Consider the following 22729-nt stretch of genomic DNA (forward strand, 5'->3'; position numbering starts at 1 on the left):
CCTGCTCGATGAACTGTGCCGGAGCGGTCAGGCTTTCCACGACCGGGAAAGCATCGTCGATTACGGTAACGCGCAGCTCGGCGCTGGCGACGTTACCGGCGCGGTCGCTGACGTCCAGAGTGAAGACCTGCTCGCCCAGGGTGGAAGCGGTCTCCTGGTAGCTCAGTTGGTTCTGACCGAAGGCCACGGCGACCACCTGGCCATTGCGCGACAACGTGGCCTTGTCCAGTGCGCCGTTGTCGCTCATCTGCGCCTTCACGGTGAAGGGGAAGCCCCGTACCGCTTTCTTCATATCAACGAGAACGGCGCTGCCTTCGTAGCTCAAAGCCACTGTCGGCTTGATCGAATCCAGATGGCGGTAGAAGCGCGCCGGGACGGTCTCCGCACTGTTGCCGAACACGTCTACCGCGCGGGCCTTGAGGTACTGGCCGGAGAAAGTCTCATCCAGCGCCAGGCTGCCCTGGAACGGCTCGGCCCGGCGCAACGCAACGCGCTGCCATGGACCGCTGCTGGCGGACGCGACAAGGAACTCGACCTGAGCGATCGGCTGCTGGCTGGCACCGATCTGGGCACTGACGCTCAGCGGCGACGGTAGCCAGCTGTGTTCCGGATAATTCAACGCCAGCGTGAAGGGGTTCGCCACACCATCGTTCGGTTGCAGATACAGAGAGCGTGCCGCCGACTCGCGGATCACGCCATGGATGTCTTCGGTACGCACACCCAGGGTGAAGGTCTGCCCCATAGGCAGGTTCGCGGGTAGACGCAGACTGGTCTGACCGAGGGCCTGTTTCAGTTCGCCGACCGGCTGTCCATTGAGCATGAAGGCCAGACCGCGCAGGTTGGTCCCATCCAGGCTCAGGTTCAGCGGCGCATTGGCTGTCAGGACCGCATTCGCCAATGGCGCGAACGGTGCGACGCCGCCTCCGACGACACCATAGGGCAAATTGAAGATTCGGACACCCTGGGCGCCCAGGCCGACGGCCAGGCGGTTGCGTTCCACGGCAACGGCGGTCGTGCGCTGTGCCAGCGGCAGCGAGCCACCGGCGATCGGCTGGCCAGTTGTGGGATCGAGCGCTGACAGAACGAAACCCTGGCCCTGAGTCCGCTCGACCCATAGCAGGCCCGCTGCCCAGTACAGGCCGTCGACGGCTTCACCCGCCAGCAACTGGGAACGCTGCCCGGAATGCAGGTCATAGCGCCACGCAGCGGCACCGGAACGATAGAACAGCGTATCGCCGGAGAAGGCCAACTGGCGGACTTCACCCCCCAACTGAGCGCTGAGTTCCTGAACCGGGCGTACGTTCTCTTCGCGCAGATCGACGAGGAACACCCGGCCGCTTTCGCTCAGCACGGCGGCCTGGGTGCCGAAAAGCGCCACTTGGCGCAGGCTCTCCTGCGAGGTCACCACCAGCTCGCGCTTGAGACCGAGCTGGGTGAGCGAGGCAAGGCGCAGCGAACCGCCGCTGGCCACCACCACATACGAACCGTTGGTGGCCAGATCGTTGACCACCAGCTTGTCGAAGACGGTCTGCGCCGCCAGGGTGCTGCGATTCAACGCCATGACACGCTGCAACTGCGGCTGCATGACGAACCAGTAGTCGCCGCCCGCCGCCACTTGGCCGGCGGCCTGGGTAAAGGCCTGGGACGGATACAGGGTGGACAGCCAGCCACCGTCGCCATCCTGGCGCAGCAGTTGCGCCCCGAAGTTGTCGGCCGCCACCAGCACTTGACCGCCAGCCAGAGCGAGCCCGCTTACCGTACCGTGAGTGGGCTCCGCCGCGCGGCTGCTGTCATACAGCGGCAGGAAACCTGCCGCGCCGGAAAGCGGCTGTAGAATCCGCCCGTCGCTGCCACCCAGCCAGAGCTTGCCGGACGCCCACTGCGCGCGGGCCGGCTCCGTCAGTGCGAACGGCCAGGATGCCACTCGCTGCCGGGTCGCAAGATCCACAACCTGAATACGATCGCTCGACAGAGCGAGTAACTGGCCCGGCAGGACGAACAGGCGCTCAGCGCTTCCATCCAGGGGCACGGAGTCGCCGACCCACGTCTTGTTGGCGATACCGGTCAGGCGCCAGAGACGCTCGGCGGAGTCCGTCACGTAGACATGGCCGTCAACGGTTGTCAGGGCACGCAGGCCAGATTGGTTGAAGGTGGCATCGGTCTGCCCAGTCGCCGAGAACAACAGCAGTTGCTTGCCGGTCAGGACCAGGAAACCGTTGCCATACGCCTGGATCTGGCGCACGTCGTCGCTCAATGCCTGCGTTCCGGCGGCCTTGAGCTGAGCGCCCAAGGCATCGAACCAATAGAGATCGCGACCGCTGGCGGCCAGAATGCGCTCACCCTGTACCGCCAGGTGAGTCAGCGGCGCGGCGGCACTCGTTTCGCCGGCAACGCTCAGTCCATCGCGCGGATCGAGGAGCGTCAGGCCGAAGCCGCGGACGCTCAGCAGCAGATAGCCCTGCAGGTAATCCATTGCAGCGATGGCACCCGGCAGACGTTTACGCAATCCCTGGCCATCGTGCAGCTCAGCGCCACGGGCTAACCAGTAGCCGCCCACGCTGGGCAGCATGACGTCGAACGGCAAGCGTTCGGGCATCGGCTGGAAGCGCCAGGCATCGATCACCGGTGCACTCCAGCGCTGCTCATGACGATTGCCTAATTCATCGTCGAACAAGGCCCGCACGCGCAATTCCGCGATGCCGGCCGGTAGGCGCAGGCTGATGCGATCGGTACCGCTGGCCAGCAGGCGATCCTGATCGTCCAACGCTTCCAGCGACATGCGATAGCGGTCGCCATCCACGCCGGAAAGGCGCAGCTCGACCTGGCTGTCGGCATAGAGCTGCGACGGCAGGCCGCTGAGCACAGGTTGCGGCAGTTGCTGCAGAGGTGCCACGCGCAGGTTGAGCTGTTGCTCGCTGTAGTGGAAGTCGTCGGCGAAATAAGCGCGGGTACGGAGCACCAGGCTTTCCTGGGTGACGACCTGCGGCAGACGCAGGCTGAAACGACCTTGCTGACCGAGCGCGAGCAGACGCGTCAATGGCGTGCCGTTGAAGCTGCGCAACTCCACTTCGACCCAGGTCGGTGCTTCGCTGACCTGGTAGCCCAGCGACAAGGCACTGCCTTCGGCGAAGATCTGGTTATTGCCTGCCCCAGAGAGTGTCAGGGTGGCAACTGCCTGGTTCGGTTGGGCATGCAGGGCCAGAGTCTGGCTGGTGGACGGCTCTTCCCATCGATAGGTCGCCTGACCGCTTTCCGGTATGTCGATCCAGTATAGACGCTGGGTCGGGCTGGCAAGACCGGCCAGGGCAGCACCGTCACGCGCCAGACCAGCCGCTTCGGCGCTGGTGCCAACCGGGAAGGTGGCAACCAGCGGCACGCGCGCCCCGGCTGTCAGCACGGCACCGTCACCCAGGGACAGTTGCGCGGCCTGTACATCGGCAGCCGGTGCGACGAGATCGAGGCTCCGCTCGCCCGCATGGTCGCGGACCCGCACTTTCAGGTTCGCCGGCGGATTGGCCAGCAGCCAGGCGCGCCCAGCCGGGAAGGACTCACCCAGATAGGCATCCAGCTCGCCCTGATACCACAAGGCTTGGGCCGGCAGTACCCGTCCTTCTTCATCGAGGAAGGCCACGTCGGCCTGACCGAGTGCCGCCTCGAAGGAAGCAGGTAAACCACCCACCAGTACGCCGGCAGGCAGACGCTTGATCGTCGCGGTCAGCTCCGCACGCGGCGGCTCGCTCACCTCGAGCGGGAATACCACCAGAGCCTGACCGTCTTCACCACGCTGGATGCCATACAACGCACCAGCCGCAACGGTCAGGGACTCGTAGGCTTCCAGGGCGCCGACGCGCTCGGTGCCGCGCCAGGCCTGCCAGCTATCGCCGTACTGACTCTCGCTTACGCGCAGCCAGGCCAGCTCGCCATCGAATCGTGCATCGGTAACCGCTCCGGTTACCGCCAGCGCCATGGTTTCGCCCCATGACCAGCCTTCGGTACCCTGGACCAATTCACGCTGCTCGACCGCATCGGCACTCCAGGCCAGCAGGCGATTACCCTGCAATGCGAAGCCATCGCGATCCACCAGCGGCAGACGCGCGACGCGGCGCAGGGCCGGCAGCTCGCCGTCGCTCAATTGCAGCAGCTCCAGCGCAACATTGGTGAGGACGGCCACACGCTGGCCATCCACGTGTACCTGGCGAATGTCTTCTTCCAGGCTCGAACCCGCCAGCTCGATGAAGCCCCGGCCGGTCACGGCGAACCCGGACAGCAACTGGCCATGGCGTACGAACAGGAGATCGCCGCTACCACCGACCAGCGTACCGGCAGTTACCTGCTCGACCGCCGGCTGCCAGGCACCGTCGAGCCAGCGCCAGAAGCGCAGGATATCGCTGCCCTCGCGACGAACCTGGGCCACCAGGCCGGCGCCGGTGAAGAACAGGTGCTCGATACGACCGCTGTCGCGGCTCTCCAGCAAGCCATCCAGAGTGTTCAGGCGGTAGCCGGCACTGCCCCGGTTTTCTACCCAGGCCAGGCCATGCGGGTGTCCCGGCAGAGCGGTAGCCAGGCCCGCGACATAACCGCGCTCGATGGCGATACGGCGTGCCTCCGGTTGCAGGTAGGCCAGCTTGGCCAGGCTGCGAGGCGTGGTCTTGGTATTGCCGGAGCGATCCTGCAGAACGGCATCCAGGCGCAACGCATCACCGTCACTGGCGCTGTTCCAGACCTGCCGCACAGCGCTGAACGGCAACGAGCGGACGAGCGGAGCGGTACTCGGGTCGAACAGTTCGACGCGTGAATCGGCGCTGAAGTCCGTCATGCCGGCCGGCGGCGGTGCGTCGATCCATAGCTGGGTACCGGACAGCAGGTTCTGCGCCGGTTGCAGGCCGAGCAGCGGCTCCTCGTCGATGCCCTGATCCGCCCGCAGGTTGAGAATTCGCTGGGCGGTAAGGGTCTGGCCTTGCCATGGAGCTTGCAGGCGCAGGATCAGCACGCCGTCACGCTCGACCTTCGGCACCTGGATGGAAAGATCGAGGTACTCGTCATCGTCCGCCCCGCGATTGAGCGGGAGCGGAGCCGGATTGGACGGATGCTGCGGATCGCCACCGACCTGCAGGGCCAGCGTGGCCTGCTGCAACTGGCGCAGTCGTACGCGGACGGCCAACGGCTCGCCGCCGTGTACGGTCAGGCCATCTGCCGGGCTGAGCAGGCTCAGTTCCGGCGCGCCCTGCTTCGCATCGTAGGGCAACAGGGTGATCGTGGCAGTCTGGCTGACCAGGCCGTTGAGATCGACGGCACGGGCGACGATATGCAGCGGCTCGGTGGCATCGGCGGCCACCGGCACGCGGAGTCGGCCCGGGTCGGCCAGGCGCCGGCAGGCCAAGGCATCGCTGAACGGATCGGCAGCCTGGCTGTTCACGCAGGCGTCGACATGGTCGATGCCATAGCGGTCGGCGCTGCGCAGGATCACATCGGTGGTCTCCCCACGCGGCACGAACTCGCCATCCAGCGGCGCAATGATCGCCAGGGTCGGCGGAGTCTGGTCGGCCACCAGGTCGTAGCGTCCCTGGAAGTACTGGTAGGCAGAGCCATTCAGCCCCATGCCCACACGCAGTTCGGCGGTCAGCGGATACGGAGCCGATGGAGCGCCCGGCAGGTCACGCAGGCGCGGATGATCCTGTGCCAGCTTGACCAGCCCGGTCTGCTTATCCAGCGGCGCGGCGACGTAGCGGCCATCCTGCAGGCGGACTTCCGTGCTGCGAATCTGATCCAGGTCGCCTTCCAGCTCGAAATGCAGCTGTGCCGTGGTGCTTTCTTCCACCGGCGACGGCTGAGTGGCGAACTGGCGCAGCCGCAGGCTCGGCAGGCTGACCTGGGCATCGAAGCGGCGTTCGCTGGCGTTCTTGCCGTCGCTGGCACGCAGCAACAGGGCAAAACCTTGGTACTCGCCGATCAGATCGAGGCTGAAGGCGCGCTTCTGGATCAGGGTCCAATCGTTCAGCCAGGTCTTACCGCCATCGGCGGAAACCCGGTAGGAGAAGGCCAGCTTGTCGGCTTCCTGCACGTTATCTACAGCGGACACGTTGAAGCTGTAGCGGTTGCCCACCTTCAGTTGGACAGCGGGACTCAGCGGCTGCCCATCCGGTTGCAGCGTGACAGCCAGGGAATCGGTGCGCGGCGGCAGACGATCCTCGGCCTTGTACAGGGCCTGGTAGGTTCCGCCCTGGATGCCGTCGCCAATGGCCAGGTTGCCCGCCTTGTCGCGGATACCGTTCAGAGTCACGGCGTAGTGAGCGTTTGCCTCCAACAGCGCATCGCTGCGCAGACGCAGCTCCAGGCGGTTGCCCTGGCTCGCCGGTGCGACGAAACGGGCGCTGATGTCTTCGGTCGGCTGCGGATGCGCCTCGTAATCCTTGAACTGCTTGATCACGCTGAAGCCATCCGCGCTCAGCGGCGTATCGGATTCGAGGATCAGCGAGTTGACGGCATCCAGGGCGCGCACCAGACGAACCTTCGGAGCGGTATCGTCGACCACGGTCAGCCATTGTGCGGATTGGCTGTCCACGCGTTCACCGCTGGACTCGCGCACCAGACTGATCTGGTAGCTCCACCCCGGCTGGCTGGGCGGCGTGACGAAGGCAATGGCCTCGTCGGTCAGGGTAAAGTCGACGCGGTTGGCAGCGTTGGGCTGGATGCCCTGGCCTGCTGGATACCAGTGCAGACTGATTCCTTCGGACAGTCCTTGGGCCTTGATCTGTACCGGCGTACCGCCGCTGTCGCTGACGCTGGTGCCATCCGCTCTGCCGGAGGTCACGCTCTCGATCGCCAGCGGCTCGGCCACGACCAGGGCCGTCGGCAGGAGCGCGCGTTGCTGCCCATACCGAACCTGGACGCCGTATATCCCCGCCTGGTCAAGCTGCAAGGTGAAGCTCAATTGGTCGCCGGCCGCATTGACACTCAGGGCCTGACGGTCGAGGACGCGTTCGCCGATCTGCAACTGATCGACGAGCTGCAACTGACGGCCACGGAGCACATAGGTACGAGGTTGACCGGACAGCGCTCGATTGGGCTGCAGATTGTCCAGACGAACGAGCGCCGCCCCGAAGAAGTCGACACCGTCCACCAGCCACGGCAGGTCGAAGTTCACCTCGGCGCCCTGCAGCCAATCCAGCGGCGGTTGGTCCACTGCCACCCGATAGAGACCGGCCGGAGCGAATGCCGCCTGCTTCGGCGCCACGCGCAACTCGGCACCCTGGGCCTGCGACAGGCTGTCGATGGCCGTACCGGACAGTTCGCTCAGACGCGCACGTGCCGGCAACCAGGCATAGTCCGGACCGACCAGCCGCAGGCCGAGCGTTTCGTCCGCCGCGGCAAGACTCGACGGCGCCAAGGCCCATGTGTTGTTCATCGGCAGTGTGGCGTTGGAGTACGCCTTGCCCACACGCCACTCCAACAGAGTGCCGTTAATTTGCAGTTGTTCGATCGCACCGCTCGCCGGGATGACCGCCAGCAGCCGACGGGACAACTTCGAGGACGAGGCCTGCAGGTCCAGGTCGAACACCTGCATTTCGTTGTTCAGGTGCTGTACCAGCAGTTCACCCTGGGATGCGAGGTTGGCCGTGGCACTGATGGAAAGCTCGCCCAGCAACGGATCGCCACGACCGCGCAGCAGAGCCGCGCGATGCAGGATCTGCAGCGTATCGCTGCCTTGCAGGTAGAGGCGGCTGCCATCCTTCCACAGGCGGCGGGTACCGCTCAACATCTGCTCATAGCGGCTGAGCAGCTGTTCGGGGTCGCGAGCGGAGCGGACCTCGAGGCGATCCTCGAACAACAGGTAGAGCGCGCGCTCGTCCAGGGCAACGTCCACCAACCTGTCCGGCGTTTCCAGGCTCAGCTCTCGCAGTTCCGCACCTTGCACCTGGCCATGGAAGACCCGGTCGCCAGCCCTCGCCACGATCAGATCGTCAGCCAGCGCCAGCGCCTCGTAATCGATCTTCCGGCTGTTCGGCACCAGAGCCAGTTCGCGCGGCGCATAGAGGTTGGCCAGGTCGAACAGGCGGATCTGGTCCTTCTCGTCGAGAACGCCCGCGTAACCTTCGCTCAGGGCGATGTCCTGCACCTTGGCCAGGCTGGTCCACTTGGCCAACAGCTGCGGCCTGGCGCTGTCGCGCAGGCTGTAGAGTTGTACATCGTAGTCATGGGCCGTCAGCAGCAGGTCGCCCTGCCGGCGGAACGTCGCAACGCTGTCCAGTTGCCGCTGCGACGGCAAATCGACCCGCAGGGTGACATCCTGAGCCACATCACCGGTGAAGCCCTGGTTGCTGACCTGCACCTGCAGGCTACCCAGGGTGTCTTCCGGCACCACCAAGCTGAGCAGATCGGAACGCTCCAGGCGGACGCCGGAGATCAGGCGGCCATTGATCCTGACCTGGGTCGCCTCGCCGAAGCCCCGGCCTTGCAGGCCGATCGACTCGCCGGCGTTGTAGGTGAAGCGTTTGACACTCGGGTTGAGCGTACCGGTGAGCGGGAGGTATTGGCCCGACTGGTCGATCCGCGGATCGGCCACGTAGGTCAGGGCGCCCGCCTGGAAGACTTCCTGGCCGCCCTGGATGAGACGCAGCCCCACCAGGCGGTTGCTGGCCGGCGACGCCGCCAATCCCGGAATGCGGAACCGTAGCTCGTTCTCATCGCGATATAGGATGTCGGTGGCGGCAACCCGCTGGCCGCCGACTTCGACGATCAGGTTCTCGCCGAAACCACGTCCTCTCAGGGTCGCCTCGGCGCCACCGCGCCAGCTCGATTGGCGCGGGCCGAAGCTGTCGAGGGCGATCTGGGCCTCGCTGTCGGCGATGAAACGGAAGCGGTAGTCATGGCCCAGCGCACGCTTCTGCTGGTCTTGCAGGGCCGCCCCGAGTACCACCTCGTACTGTTTACCCGAAACGAGCGCGTTCGGCCGAATCACCAGACGACCGACGCCGACCTGTGCCACTTGTGCCGGCACAGCCACGCCATCGAGCCGCAGTTGGACCAGTTGGCTGCCCAGGTCACGCAACTGCTGGTTATCCAGCAGGCGGTTGAACTGCACTTCGATGGCCGCCTCACGGGGTAGCCGGCCCATCGGGCGCGGGAACTGGGAAAGGATCGCCAGGTTCTGGTAGGCCAGGGTATTCAGGCTGCCACCCAGTTGAGTCGCTGCACCCAAATCTTCCAGGGGGTTTTCCGCCGGCTCGCCGTGGACGAACACGAAGGAGCTACCGGCATAAAGCGCCTGGCTGCCCAGGGACAGGCTGGTGACGTTGCCCAGCACGCTGAAGTAGTCGCGCAGGGCGATATTGCTCTGTACCTGACCGTTCAGCCACGGCGAGATATCGAACAACTGCACGTCGCCCTGTCCACCGGCCACGTATAGGGTCTGCCCGGCCAGCTGCAATTGACCGGCGAACAGGTCGCCACGGCTCACCAGGTAAGTCAGCTTGAGATCGGTAACGGGGGTCGCACCGGTATCGCTGTCCAGTGCGAACAACTGCACCGTGGCTGCGCTGCCGCTGGAAACCAGCAAATGGTTCGGCAGGACCAGGACATCTTCCGGCACGAAGGGATTGCCCGCTGCATCGCGGGTGTTTATCCGACGCTTGATGCGGTATTCGCCGCTGGCCAGCTCGATTTCCACCAGTTGCCGCTGCTGCGGCAGGGTTGCCCAGAGGCTCGAACCCACCAGGCGCAGACGCCCAGGGATGCCGCCCAGGCGGGTGGTATCCAGCAGGCCCAGATCGATCAGCTTCAGCTCGGCAGTCAGGCGATACAGGCGGACACCTTGCTGGTAGGCCACGTAGATCAAACCATCGCCACTGGCGAGGGCATTGATGTCCGCTGGCAGCTCCATCTCGGCGATGCGCTCGGGCTCGGCCGGCAACGTCAGGTCAAACTGCACCAGCTTGCGTCCGCCGGCGAGGAAGAGCTGATCGCCGGTAATGGTCATGTCGACGAAGCCACGTGGCGCCAGGCCGTTCGGCGCCTCGTAGTGATAGTACTTCTCGGTGTCGAGGAACTTCTTGGTCAGGATCACCGGGTGCACTGGATCGCTGATGTCGGCAACGATCAGCCGGGCGTCCTTGCTGGTGATACGCGACACACGCCCTTGTAGATCCAGCTTGTCGAAGCTGCCGCCAGTGATGACGTAGAGCAACTGCGACTCGGCATTGTCCAGACGGGTGATGGCGGAGATCGGACTGGCCACTTCCGACGGCAGATTGACGGAGCCGGTGGGTACACCGGTGTAGAAGTATTCGACCTTCGCCTCGGCTTGCTCGCCCGGGAACAGCTGGCTTTCCACCGTGACCTTGGCCTTGCCGAAGCTGCCGGCCGGTGCCCGCACTTCGAGCCGATTGCTGCTGAGCACTTTCAGGTCGCCCGCCAGTGCACCGGCGAAGCGCACTTGGACGTAGTGGTTGAAACCACGGCCATGCAGGGTGACCAGATTGCCGCCCTGGGGAGGGCCGGTCTTCGGTTGCAGATCGTCGATTTCTACCTGCGGGAGCACGGTGATCGCTCCCTGGCGCAGGTAGGCCAGATGCTGGTCGAGACGCTCCACCTTGACCGGCAAGGTGGCGCTGATCCCGCCCAGTTGCAGGTCCGGAACCTGCACCCGCAGTTCCTGGTCCGTGACGCCGACGACCTGCTCGGGCTGCAGACGCACCTCGCCGATCCAGACCGCCAGTTGTTCCGCCGCGACGCCGAAGCCGCTACCACTGATCAACGCCTGTTCGCCACCGGTGGCATGGAAGTAATGCAGACCGGTCACATCGTTGACCACGCGACGTACCTGATTCACCAGCGGACGCACACCGGTGCGGCGCTCGAGCTGCAGGACGAACGGCTGGCGCAGGCTGTGGCCCTGAAGGTCGAGCAGCGCCTGGGTAACCTCGATGCGCAATCTGCCCTGGTATTCGCCCTTGAAGCGCAACTCGATGAGACCGCCGCGTAGCGTATTGGTACCGGCCATTTCATAGGCTGCGCCGTCCAGCGGCTGGCCTTGCTCGTCGAGCACGTTCAACGCCTGCGCCAGATGAGCGGCATCGGTATTGATCAGGTTGTTGAAGGCAATCAGCACCGGCTCGTTGAGGCCGATTACCGCACCACTGGCCGGCGTACTGGAAGCCACGGCCAGGTAGGGCTGGGTATTGATCTCCACGCCCTTGCCGTTGCCTTGCATCACTTGGCCGCCCATGCCCAGCAGCTCACCGGTCTTCTGGGTCTGCCAGTAGATGGTCTCGTATTGTCCCTGGGCGTTGGCTTCCAGCAGCAGGTAGCGGTCGCCCGTGGATACGCTGATCAGGCCCTGCTGTACCTGCAGGGACGCCAGGCTGAGCGCATCGCTCACCGAACTGGCGGAGACAATGCCCCGTTCGATCGCCTGGACACGGTATTCCAACTGATCGCCGAAGCCCTTGAAGATCGCCAGGTGCAATTGGGTGTTGCGCAGGAACAGCACGTAGAGCTCGCCGTTCAGCCATTGCAGGTCCACAGGCGCACCCAGCAGGTCGGCACGCAGGCTGCCATCGAAGGCAATGGTCGGCAGCGGCGCCTGGGCGCCCAGTTCGTTACGACCCAGCGGCAGGAAGCGGACGTAGCCGGTTCCCAGGTCATTCGCCGCAGCCACGGCCAGGGCACGACGGGTCGGCTCGATGGCGACATCGAGTGCACGATGGTTCGGCAACGCCAGGCTGGAAACCAGCAACGGCCGGCTCAGGTCGTTGACATCGACCACACTCACCCCGGCGCGGTCGTTGGCCAGGTAGACGACCTTGTCGAGCACCTCCAGTCCCAGCACTGCATCGTTCAGACGCAACTGCGACAGGCGGATCGGACGCTCCCAGAGGCCAATGTCATAGATCTCCAGGCCGGCGGTCATCAGGAAACGGTTGCCGGCAGTCGGCGCCGAACCGGCTTTCACGCCAACGAACAGCAGATCGCCGACGCTCTGGGCAGCGCCGATCTGCATCGGCGGGTAGTTCGGCAGGATGACTCCCAGGCCCTTGGGCAGCGTGTAGGACAGTGAGCCGACCTTGATGGTCCGGGTTTCCGCCCCGCTGGGAATACGCAGGTACAGGTCATAGATGTCCGGATCGATTACGCCGGGCAGGGTGAAGCTGAAACTGCGCAGGGTTTCGACGTCGTCCTGCAGATCGATGGTCGTCACGCCGGGGGCTTCGACCACCGGGCTTCTGCCGGTATAGATCTCGGTATCGCTATGGCGGGCGCGCAGCACGACTCGGGTGCCCGGCATCAGGGCGTCGTGGCTGGCGGTAATAGCGACTTTCTGGCCACCCGCCTTGCTGGCGGAATCCGGCGAGACAGTGAATTTGACCTGTTCGAGCGGCTGCTCGGTCCCCACCATCAGAGCACCGAGGAAGTCGGCGCGTAGACCACCGTCTTCCAGGCGCAAGTGCCACTGGCCGGGGGTGAGCGGCAGCAGGTCGAGGGCATGGGCGGCGATGCGCACTTCCTTGTCGCTGACCCATTGCAGATCGATCGGATACTGATTGACGAAACCTTTCACCGACTGGGAGAAGCCAGCGCCGTGAATCTCCACCGTTGCCTGCTGGCCCCGGTGGAAACGGGCGTTCTTCAAGTAGTCGATACGCGGTTGGCTGGCGCCGGCCGGTGCGATCCGGAAGTCCACCTGATACGGCGTCCACAGGCCGCTGCCGCGCAGGTTGCGCGCGCTGTCCAGGCGCAAGCTGAGCCGGGCGCCCGGAGCCGGGGCGAAGCGCAGGGCGATGCGGGTCGCGGACTGGTTGTCGCCGTCGAGGGCAACGACTTCCGGCACCGGCAGGTTCTGCTCGCCATTGCCGATATCCAGCAGGCGGATTGCGCCTTCGCTGCGCAGGGAATCGAGGGTGACCGGTTCGTTGAACGTGAGCTGCAAGGTCTGCTCGCCAGCTGGCAGGACACCGTCCTGCTTGACCGAAGCCTCCAGGACCAACGCCCCCGGCAATTCCAGAACCGTCAGGCCCTGCGTCCCCGAGCCGGCCACCAGGCGGTTGTTGAACAGGTCCAGCGCTTCGATGCGCTCCTGGTTACCCGCCGAGACGACGTGCGGCTGCATCGGGTTGCGCAGGTCGAGCACCACCACCCCGCTCTCGGCCGAGACGAACAGTAGGCTGCCAGCCATGCGCAGACGTACCCCGCGGCCAGCGGAAGCCTGCAACTGCTTGCCGAGATCGACGCGCAGGCGCTGCTGCGGCTGGTCGCGGTCGAAGATTTCCAGGCCACGGCTGCCCAGAGCAACGATCATGTAACGACCGTAGATCGCCACATCCTGCGGATTAGCCTCGAACTCATAGCTGCGAAGCTGAGCCGGATCGAACAGGTTGAGCATCTGCAGCTTGCCGGCTTCGCCATCGGTAGCCTTGACCAGCGACTCGCTCCACCCTGGGCAATTGCGCCATGCGGCACTGCGGATGTTGCCCCCGCCAATCAGCCAACCATCCTCCAGGCGCAGCACACCGGCACCAGAAAGCGCAGCGGGTGCATCGACACGAACCGGGTCCTCGCCGTCCTGGTAGTTGAGAGCCATCAGACCTGTGCCGTTCGAACTACCCGTCTTGAACGCGCATTCCTGGCTGTCCGGCGGCTCGGCGTCGACCGAAGCCCCGGCGGCGATCAGACCATAGCCTTGTTTGATCAGGCGACTGATCGGCGTACTCAGCTCTTCCTCATGGATCACCTGCAGGCCGTTCTGTTCGTCCAGGTTCAGACGGGCCACGCCGCCCAGACCGCTGGCCACGTAGAGGCGCTTACGCCGAGTGTTTTCTTCCCACTCCAAGGTAGGTGCGATCTGCAGCGAATCCAGGGCGATGCGGAAATCCTGTGCCGCCGCACGGTCGAGGATTTCCTGCTCCTCCGCGGTCGGCTCGAGGGTGCCGCTGCCGAGGAAACTGCCTTCCAGACGCTTCTGAATCTTTAGTGCCTGGTTCTTCAGATTCAGGCGCTGGGCATCGCTCGGCAAGGCGGGTGAACCCCCCACCAGTTCCGGACGGGCCGGGTTCTGCACGGAGAACGCTGCCGCACGGTAGTTTTCCGGCATCCAGCCACCAGCCTGCAGCACCTGCTTGCCATAGCCTTCCACCATGAAGCCGCCGTTGGTCAGGGCCACGCCGGTCTCGCGGTCGATAAAAACATCGCTCGGGAAAATCAGCGACGGATGCAGCTCGGCCAGCTTGCGCAGGCCATAACCGAAGCTGTCGTCACCGCTCAGGCGACTCTGGTTGCCGTAGCGGTCCTCGCCCAGCACATCGACCTTGCCCGGCATGCCACGCGGCGAGGTCACCCGCATGCGGGTACTGGACAGCACGTCGATACGGCCGACCGGCAGGCCGCCGAAGCGCACCTTGAGCCCATCCATGACACTGTTGCCCGGCTCGAAGCCCTCGCCGGTGAGGGTAACAGTGGTATCGCCGCCGACCGGCCCCCACAAGGGTGTCAGGGCATCCAGGCGAATGGGCGCATCCACGAGCAGAGCGCCTTCCAGTACCGCCTGCTGGGTCACGCCGTCGCGCACCACGGCCAGGGTCAGGTTGTACTGTCCCGCCTGTGGCAACGGCGGCACGCTGGCCTTCAGCACAGCGGGAGCGGTATCGCTTTCACGCACCACTTCTTCGATCTGCAGGAGCTGGTCGCCGACGTACAGACGGACGCCGGTCATACTCGCCGGCAAGCCGCGGGCGCTGACGGTGATCAGGCTGGCCTTGTCCCGTGCCACACGGCGCGGCACCACCGCTTCGAGCGACAGCGCATCCTCGCGGCTGCCACGGTAGACCAGCGAGACACGCTGGTCCTGGGCAAGCGTATGCAGCACCAGCGGATCGCGCCCGCTCATCGGTTTCACCGACGCCAGGCCAGCCTTCACCAGCAGTGTCAGCCGGGAACCGACCGCCAGTTGTCCGGCGCTCGCATCGCTCAGCACCAGCCGCGCATCGTTGTTGATGATCTGCACCGTGGAATTCAGCGTCTCGCCCTGCGGACCAAGCAAGGCGAAGCGCGCCAGGTTGGCCGGATACAGATCGATGGCCTTGCTGAAGCGGGCGACGACCAGCAGGCTGCCGTCCGGCTGGCGGTCGAGGATACCGTTCACCGGGTCCACACGATGCAGGCGCAAGACCACGTCAGGTACCACCTGGACCACACTGCCAGTCGCGTCCACGCCACCACCGAGGGCCGAGTAGGCATCCGCCACTACGCTTTCGATGGTGCCGCCGGCAGGGGCATCCATGCTGCGACCCGGCTGCGGGCGCAACGGGTCGGTGACATCGATGGTCAGCACGCCCTTGTTGCCGCGGGCGACATACAGGGTGTTGCCGTTGAAATCGAGGTCGTAGACGTAGCCGATATCGTTGACCCGTGCGACCACCTGCGGCTTGGCCGGATTCTGCAGATCCACCACGGCTACGCCGCTGGCGCCCGCCGCCACGTAGGCATAGCGCCCCTGCAACGACACACGGGTGCCTGGCAGGTCCAGATGGGCGAGGCGTTGCAGCCCCTTGGCCTTGTCCTGGCGATAGACTTGGAAGCCACCGCTGCCGTTGGCCTCGGTGGCCGTCAGGCGGTTACTGGCGAAGTTGAAGGCACCGCCGACACCTACCAGCAGTCCCGCCTCTCCGGCCGGGGAATCCTGGGTCGCAACATCCAGCAGCGGCACGTTCGGCTCGCTGGCGAGGCTTTCCACCAGATAAGTCTTGTTCGTCAGGAACGAATCGACGACACCGACACCCGCCTCGCCTGCTGCCAGCAGGACGCGAGCGTTACGCACGCGCAGGCCACGGGCGGATTTGCCCGGTAGCTCCAGAGCGTTGAGCAGCGTGCTGTTGGCCGGGTTCAGCGAGTCGAAACCAACGGTGAACAACCGCGATTCCAGCGCGTTGCCGTTGCCATCGAGGCGCACACCGGTGATGTAGGCACGATCGCTGCCGCGCTCGAAGAAGGGTTCCACACCGACGGCGATGAAGCCGCCAGGCAAGGTCACCTGGGACAGGATACGGTCGTCGCGCTTGTTCTTGTCGCGGTCGATCAGACGCAGCAGATCGTCGGGATTGGCCACCTGATCGCCGGCATTGACCGCATAGATCAGCACGCCGGCAGTTCCCTGCGCCGAGAACAGGTAGCTGCCGGACGGGTCCAGCGCGAGGTCATACACGCGGCCGGTGTCGCGGATCAACGATTGCGGCGGCTGTTGATAGGTGAAGGCCTTGGGCAAAGTACCCTGCTGGGCATTGCCGCTCAATGTGACCTGGACGTCCACCGTTCCCAGGGACGATGCAGGGGTGATCACTTCCAGGGTCTCGGCATCCAGCACCTTGTACTGGGTCGCCTCGGTGTCGCCGAACAGGATGGTCATCGCACCCGGATCGGCACGGAAACCTTGGCCCTTGATCAGGACGCGGGTTCCGCCGTTGAAGGAACCTTGCGCCGGCGCCAGGGAACGCAACAGCAGCGGCTCCACGTACTGCACCGCACCTACTTTCGAAGCCTTGCTGCCATTGCCGGAAATCACCTGCAGACTGGCCGCACCCGGTGTGCTGGCCGGCGCCTGGACGGTATACAGGGCAGTGCCGTCAGCCCTCGTCTCAGTCAGTGCGGCCTGGGCCACCTGGCCGGAAACGCTGAACTGCGGCTGACCGGTGACGCCGGAGAGCACCACGGTCAGCGGGCCCCCGGATACGTCCAGGGTCGACGGCGAAGTGCCGAGGATGGCGACGCGCGGGCCTGCAGCCAAGCCGGTACGGAAGCGTACCGTATGCTCCATCAGCCCACGGGTACGGCGGCTGGCCAGATCACCCTTGAGGATGATGCGGTAGCCCGACGAAGCAGCCAGTTGCTGCTCCGGAAGCATGCGCAGGACGCGTTGGTCGTCGCTACGCTGCAGAGCGAACGGAATAATTTCCGGCGGCTGTCCCGATTGTGCCTCCCGTTGCAGGACGAGGTAGTCGCGCAGGTCGTCGTCGGACAAGCGATTCAGCGAACGGGTGAAATACAGTTCCAGCGCACTATCCAGCGGCACGCCATCGGCCTGGTCACGCGGCACGCTGGAGACCAGCTCCAGGGTGAGCAGGTCGACCAATCCCAGGTGGGACTTCTTGGCTTTATCCATCATGGCGAACACACCGATACCCTGCTCGGTCACCAGCAGCGGATAACGTGCGTTGCTCTTGGTCAGCAAACCATTGGGTGTGCTCATGCATCGGTATGGCAGTACCAGTGCATCCAACAGGTTGATGTTGTCCGGGCGGCTGAAATCGTAGAAACCCAGGTATTCGCTCGGAGACTCTTCGCATTGCTCTTCGGAAGCCGCCGGCGCACGGGTCAGGTTCACCCCGGTGGTGGCGAACGCCTCGATACCCATGCTCTGCCCCGGAACGCTGAAGCCTCCCGACTGGTAACGGGCGATCTGGCGGATGTAGGCCGGCCGACTGGCGTCGTACAGCTTCAAGTCGTTGCCGGTCGCGAAGCGGCTACCGTCTGCCGCCAATGCGGTAAGTCCGGCGCTGTCGGAATCGCCCAATTGCGGCAAGGATGGTTTGCTCAGGTCGAACACCACGCGACGGTTGCCGTTCACGATGTGAAGGGTGTCGCCAATCACTGCGATATCACTGATCGAGCTCAACGCCTGGCTGCGTCCGTCGAGGGTCGCCTGGGTGATACGCCGGACCACGCTGGGCCGCAGCGGATCGGCAAGACTCACGACCGCAACGCCTTCCTTGCGCGTGGCGACGATGGCCAGGCCCTGATGAACCACGACCTTCTCCGCCACCTCGTTGAACGGCAGCGGCAGGCTGTAGCGGATACCGCGATCCTTGCCCGGCGGTTGTTCGCCGAGGTCGTCCGGATCGCGAATCTCGCGATCGTAGACGAGCAGTACGCTACGGCCTTCGTATTCGGTGTCGACGAACGGGAAGCTGTAACCCCGCGCAGCGACGTAGACATGATGTTCAGCCAGCGCCATGGCGCTGGGCTGCAAATCCTGGGGCAGGTTGTAGTAACCCAGGCCGTGACGGGGAGCGGCCTGGTCGATCCGGGCCGGGTCATACTTGACCAGGCTCAGCCAGCCCGGCGCATAGTAATTCTTGAGGTCATCGAGCGAAGCCAGTTGGCTCGGACGCGGCACGCCTTCTCCCAATTCGCCACGGCCCAGCACATAGACCATACGCAGGTCGCTATCCACGGCGAGGTCGACGATGTTGCCCGGCGGCAACTTCAGCGGGTCGGGGACATAGTCGGTGAGCTGGCCATTCTCCAGCTTGCGCAGGCGCTGATCGATGGTGTCGCGCGACATCGCCGGTTCGCTTTCCAGACCGCGATCCAGTTGGAGGCGTCCATAGAACAACGCATTGCGCTGTACATAACGGCGCCCCAGCTCATCCTCGAGTTCCACATCGATGAAGCCACGGTATCCGGCCCCGTCGTCGTCGCGCAGCTCCGGTACCAGCCAGTTCATCCGCTCGGCGCTGTACAGACGCAGTTCGGGCGATCCCACTTCGAAAGTCTGTGCCGAGCCCGGCTCGCCGCTCTTATAGGCAGTCAACTTCATGCCGGCATGGAAGCCCTTGCCGACCACGGCGACGAGATCGTTCCGACCCGCCTGGGCAACGCGCACCACGGCCGGCGTCAGGTGGGAAATGGATAGCTCGTCGACGAAGACGAAGCCACCCAGCACCGTGTCGCTCAATCCACCATCGTTGGTCACGGTGACGGTGGCCGGGCCCGGATAGTTGGGCACTGTCTTGGCATAGAGGGCGACGATGCCGGTCTGTGCATCCAGCTCACGCTTCTCGATCACGAGCGGTTCGCCACCTACCAGCAGGCGTGGTGCGTCCCCGAAATCGACACCGCGCACGATCAGCTCGGTACCGCCGCGAACGTCGCCGGCATTCACACAGGCGCCGCGCTCGGCGCTTTCCCGCGTGCAAATGCTGAGAATGTCCGGATAGCGGGCATCGGCGGAGGCCGTGTTGAAATTGAATACGTAGTCGGCCTGCAACGGCTGGCCGGTAACCGGGGTCAGCCCCTGCTTGATGCGGACGTAGTAGCGCTGACGCGGCAGGAGGCTCTGTCCTTCCTTACGGGTCAACTGGATGCGCCGCTTGGTGGTATCGGCACCACGGGCGGCGAAAGCAAGGTCGAATTGCGCAGTGATGTCGCGACCGATCTGGGCATCGCCCTCGAGCACCTGGACGTAATCGCCCAGTACCGTGTGTTCCGGCAGGACAGCGGAAAGCTCGATGAGAATCGCCGGCAACTGGGTACTGACGTCGTTTTCACCCAACTGGGGGGCGTGCTGCAGGATGGTCAAGGACGGCAGGTCGATACGACCGATACCTCCCTTGCCTGCGGCGACCTGGATCGCGCCACGGGCCAGCGTCACGCCACGCACGGCGAAATCGTCGGCAGTCGCTTTGCGCTTCACCATCACCGGCACGGTGGCGTCCAGCCCGCTCTCGCCGACACGGGCCAAGTCGATAATTTGCACCAGGCTCTGACTCGGCTTGTCTTCCTGATCGGACAGAAGCTGGGTGACATAGGCCAGGTTGCCGGAAACATGAACATCGTACAGACCGTCCGGCGCCAGGTCCGGACGGTTCGGCTCGATCTCCACCACCTGGACCACGCGGGGCTGGTCCGGCTCACTGATATCGATACGCGACAGACGCGCACTGTCGCCGGCGCCGGCCATGTCGGTGACGTATAGCTGGTTGCCGACCAGATGCAGGCGGTTGGCGATACCCAGGGTATCGACGCGCGCGACGATGGGCATGGCGGGCGTACTGAGGTCGGCAACCACCACGCCCTCTTCGGAGGCGGCGATGTAGGCGTAATGTCCTACGACCTTCACATCGCGGCTGAAGCCGTTGGGCTTGATATAGCCGACGTGATAAGGCGCTCTCATGTTACTGATGTCGATGACTTGCACGCCACCGTTGCCGTTGGCCACCAGCGCCAAGTTGCCGCTGCGGGTCAGGCCGTAGACGTCCGGGTATGGCATATCCACGCGGCCCATCAGCAGATACGGCAGGCCGAACTGGCCATCGCCGTTCTTCTGGCCGAACAGCAGCAGCTCGCCGGCGTCATTGTCCAGATAGAGAGCACCCGTGCCTTCGCTCGGGCGATCGCCGCCGACCCAGTCCTTGCGAATCTCCGCCGTCATCTGGCTGATGAACTGGCAGGTCACCGAACCGGTCTCGCAAGCCCCGCCCGCGACTCCGGACTTACTGGCCAGGACGATGTTTTCGTCGGTCATCAGCTCCCCGATGCTGCCGCTGAACATTTCGGCGGCACCGTTGAGCAACGGGGAGTAATTGAAGAAGTCGCCACTCTGATTGCTCTGCGCCTCGTTATCGGCATCGAGAATGAAGATGCCAGTACGAGCCGGGGGCAATGTCGTAGCCAACTGCCCCTTGGTCAGCAGGTCGAGCCTCTGCTCGATGCGCAACGGATCGACGCTGGACCAGGCAGCCAGCATGGCACCGCTGCGCGCCAGACCTCGGTATTGATCGACGGCGGTGTAATGAACCTGCTTGGCGGACGCCTGGGCGCCGGGAGCCGGGAGGATGTAGCGCCGCTCGCTGAGCGGCCAGCCTATCTCGTGGTAGGTGTCTTTCTTGACGGTGTGGTTCGGCGTGATGACCTCGGTCAGCACATGCACACGCTCGTTGCGCAGACCGGTCCGGCGCAATACCTTGCCGTCGCTGAAGTCGGCCCAATAGACGAAGTAATGCTTGTCCGGCTGGCTTACCGGGGTGGTATCACCGGCGGCGCGTTCGTCGTTGCGGAACAGCTCCAGCTTGTAGGCATCGTCTCCGGCTACCACCCAGGCACCGCTGGCGTCCTGGTATTCGCGTTGCCAGGTCATGTAGACATGCTGGATCGCGCCGCCCATGTCCTCGATGGAGGTCACCGCCCGCAGACTCTCGCCCATGGTCAGCACATCGCGGTCGATCGGTGCCAGTACGCTCAGGCGCGGCACCACGGTGTCTTCCAGACGACCGATGCGGATCACCTGAGACTCGCCGGCCTGTCCGAGTACGTCATAAGCAATGGCCTGGACGGTAAAGCCCTGGACGCCGGACGGCGCGGCAAGCTGCGCTCGGTAAACATGATCCTGGGCATGGCTGCCGGTTTGCTGACCGTAGCTCTGCTCCGTGGTGTAGGCGGGAATGCCGTTCACATAGAAGGTGACATGGTCTATGCCCTCGGGGCCCAGATCGTCGAAGGCCTCGACGAAGACCTCGACATCCTCGCCATCGATCACCACGCTGTTGTCGTTGTCCGGCTTGACGATGCGAGCCTGGGGCGCCTGGTCCGCCTCGATCTTCAACGCACCGGGCAGGTCCACCATGGGCGACTCGTAGCCATCCAGGTCGCGGGCCTTTGCCCGCAGACGCAATACCTGGCCCACCCGGCCGTTCGGTACCTTGAAGTGGAACTGGTACGGCGCGGCGGAATCCTCGCCCAACGGCTGGTAGACCGGCGTGGCATCCGCCGCACCGATGGAATAGAAGAGCGAAGCACTGTCCACGCCCACTTCCGGATCGCTGGCCTGGACCTGGATAACGATGCCGCGGCCTTCGGTCAGCGAGCTGACATCGCCCATGGCGAAACCGCGGGCGTCCAGCAGCTTGATGGCGTTCACTTCCGGAAGCTGGTTCTTGCGCAACGTCACCGGAATGTTCTGCACGGTTTCGTTACCCGCACCATCCCTTGCGGTAATACGCAGTTGCATGGATAAGGCGTCAGGCAACGCATCGGTCCGTCCCAGATAATCGGCGATGCTACCCAGCGGCAGGCTGCCGAAGAACGGAGCGGTGATCATCAACCGGTCGGCGACACGCTCGCCGTCCACGAATTGACCGTCGGCATCGCGATCCACGTAAAGCCCCAGCCCTACCGAGCCAACTCGCACGTTGTCCTCGACTTCGAGCTGATAGGGCAAGGCGCGCTTCTCCGAAGCGCTGGCGCCAGGGCTGACCGGAAGCTTCACCACCAGTTGCGGCGGTTGCTCGTCCTTGAAGGTATGCACCCGCACCGGGCGCGGGGTAGTAACGCTACGCGCCTGCCCGTTGGCACGGCGCTCCAGCGTGCTGGCGGTCAGCAGCAGATCGGTGCCGGCCTGGCCATAGGGAATCTCGACGAGAAATTCATAGGGGAAGACCAGGTCGGTGAAGCTGCGATCTCCGCCCTTGAGTCCAGCCACGTTGAGCACTACGCGGTCGATGCCGACATCGTCCACCGCGTTGACCTGCACCAGCATCAACTGGCCTTCGATGACTTGGCTTCCGTCCTTCGGTGTACCAATGACAACGCTCGGCGCCTGGTCCTGGACGATTTCCACATCCAGACCTTCTTCCGCACGGTGTTTGTCCAAGTCGTTATGGGCAACCCCGTAGGTATCTACCGCCTCTATGCTGAGGTGAACGCGGTTGGCCGCCGGATTGGCGGGGTCGAAGACCGACATCGGAACGGAGAAGTTGTACGGCGCGGTGCGCAGGCGCATTTCGTAGGGCTGCTGGCCATTGCCATACGTGGCCCGGAGATGGACATACTCGATACCGACATCATCGAAAGCCTTGACGTTGACGTACAGCGGGTTGCCTTCAACCACCTTGGCGCCGGCCAACGGCTCCACCACGTCGAGCACGGGGCGCTCATCGACGCGAACCGGATAACTGACGCGGGTCGA

The 22729-nt window shown here is 64.6% G+C and carries 1 protein-coding gene (cut by both window edges); it reads right to left on the bottom strand.

The whole window is internal to an Ig-like domain-containing protein gene (locus PIN01S_RS11965) on the bottom strand: the coding sequence, 42621 nt in all, runs 13082 nt past the left edge and 6810 nt past the right edge, and what appears here is coding positions 6811-29539 (codon 2271, complete, through codon 9847, partial); the first complete codon in reading order (the gene reads right to left) occupies positions 22727-22729. Both codon boundaries (start and stop) fall beyond the window edges.

Origin of the sequence: Pseudomonas indica NBRC 103045, from assembly GCF_002091635.1 — a bacterium.
Classification (GTDB): Bacteria; Pseudomonadota; Gammaproteobacteria; order Pseudomonadales; family Pseudomonadaceae; genus Pseudomonas_M; species Pseudomonas_M indica.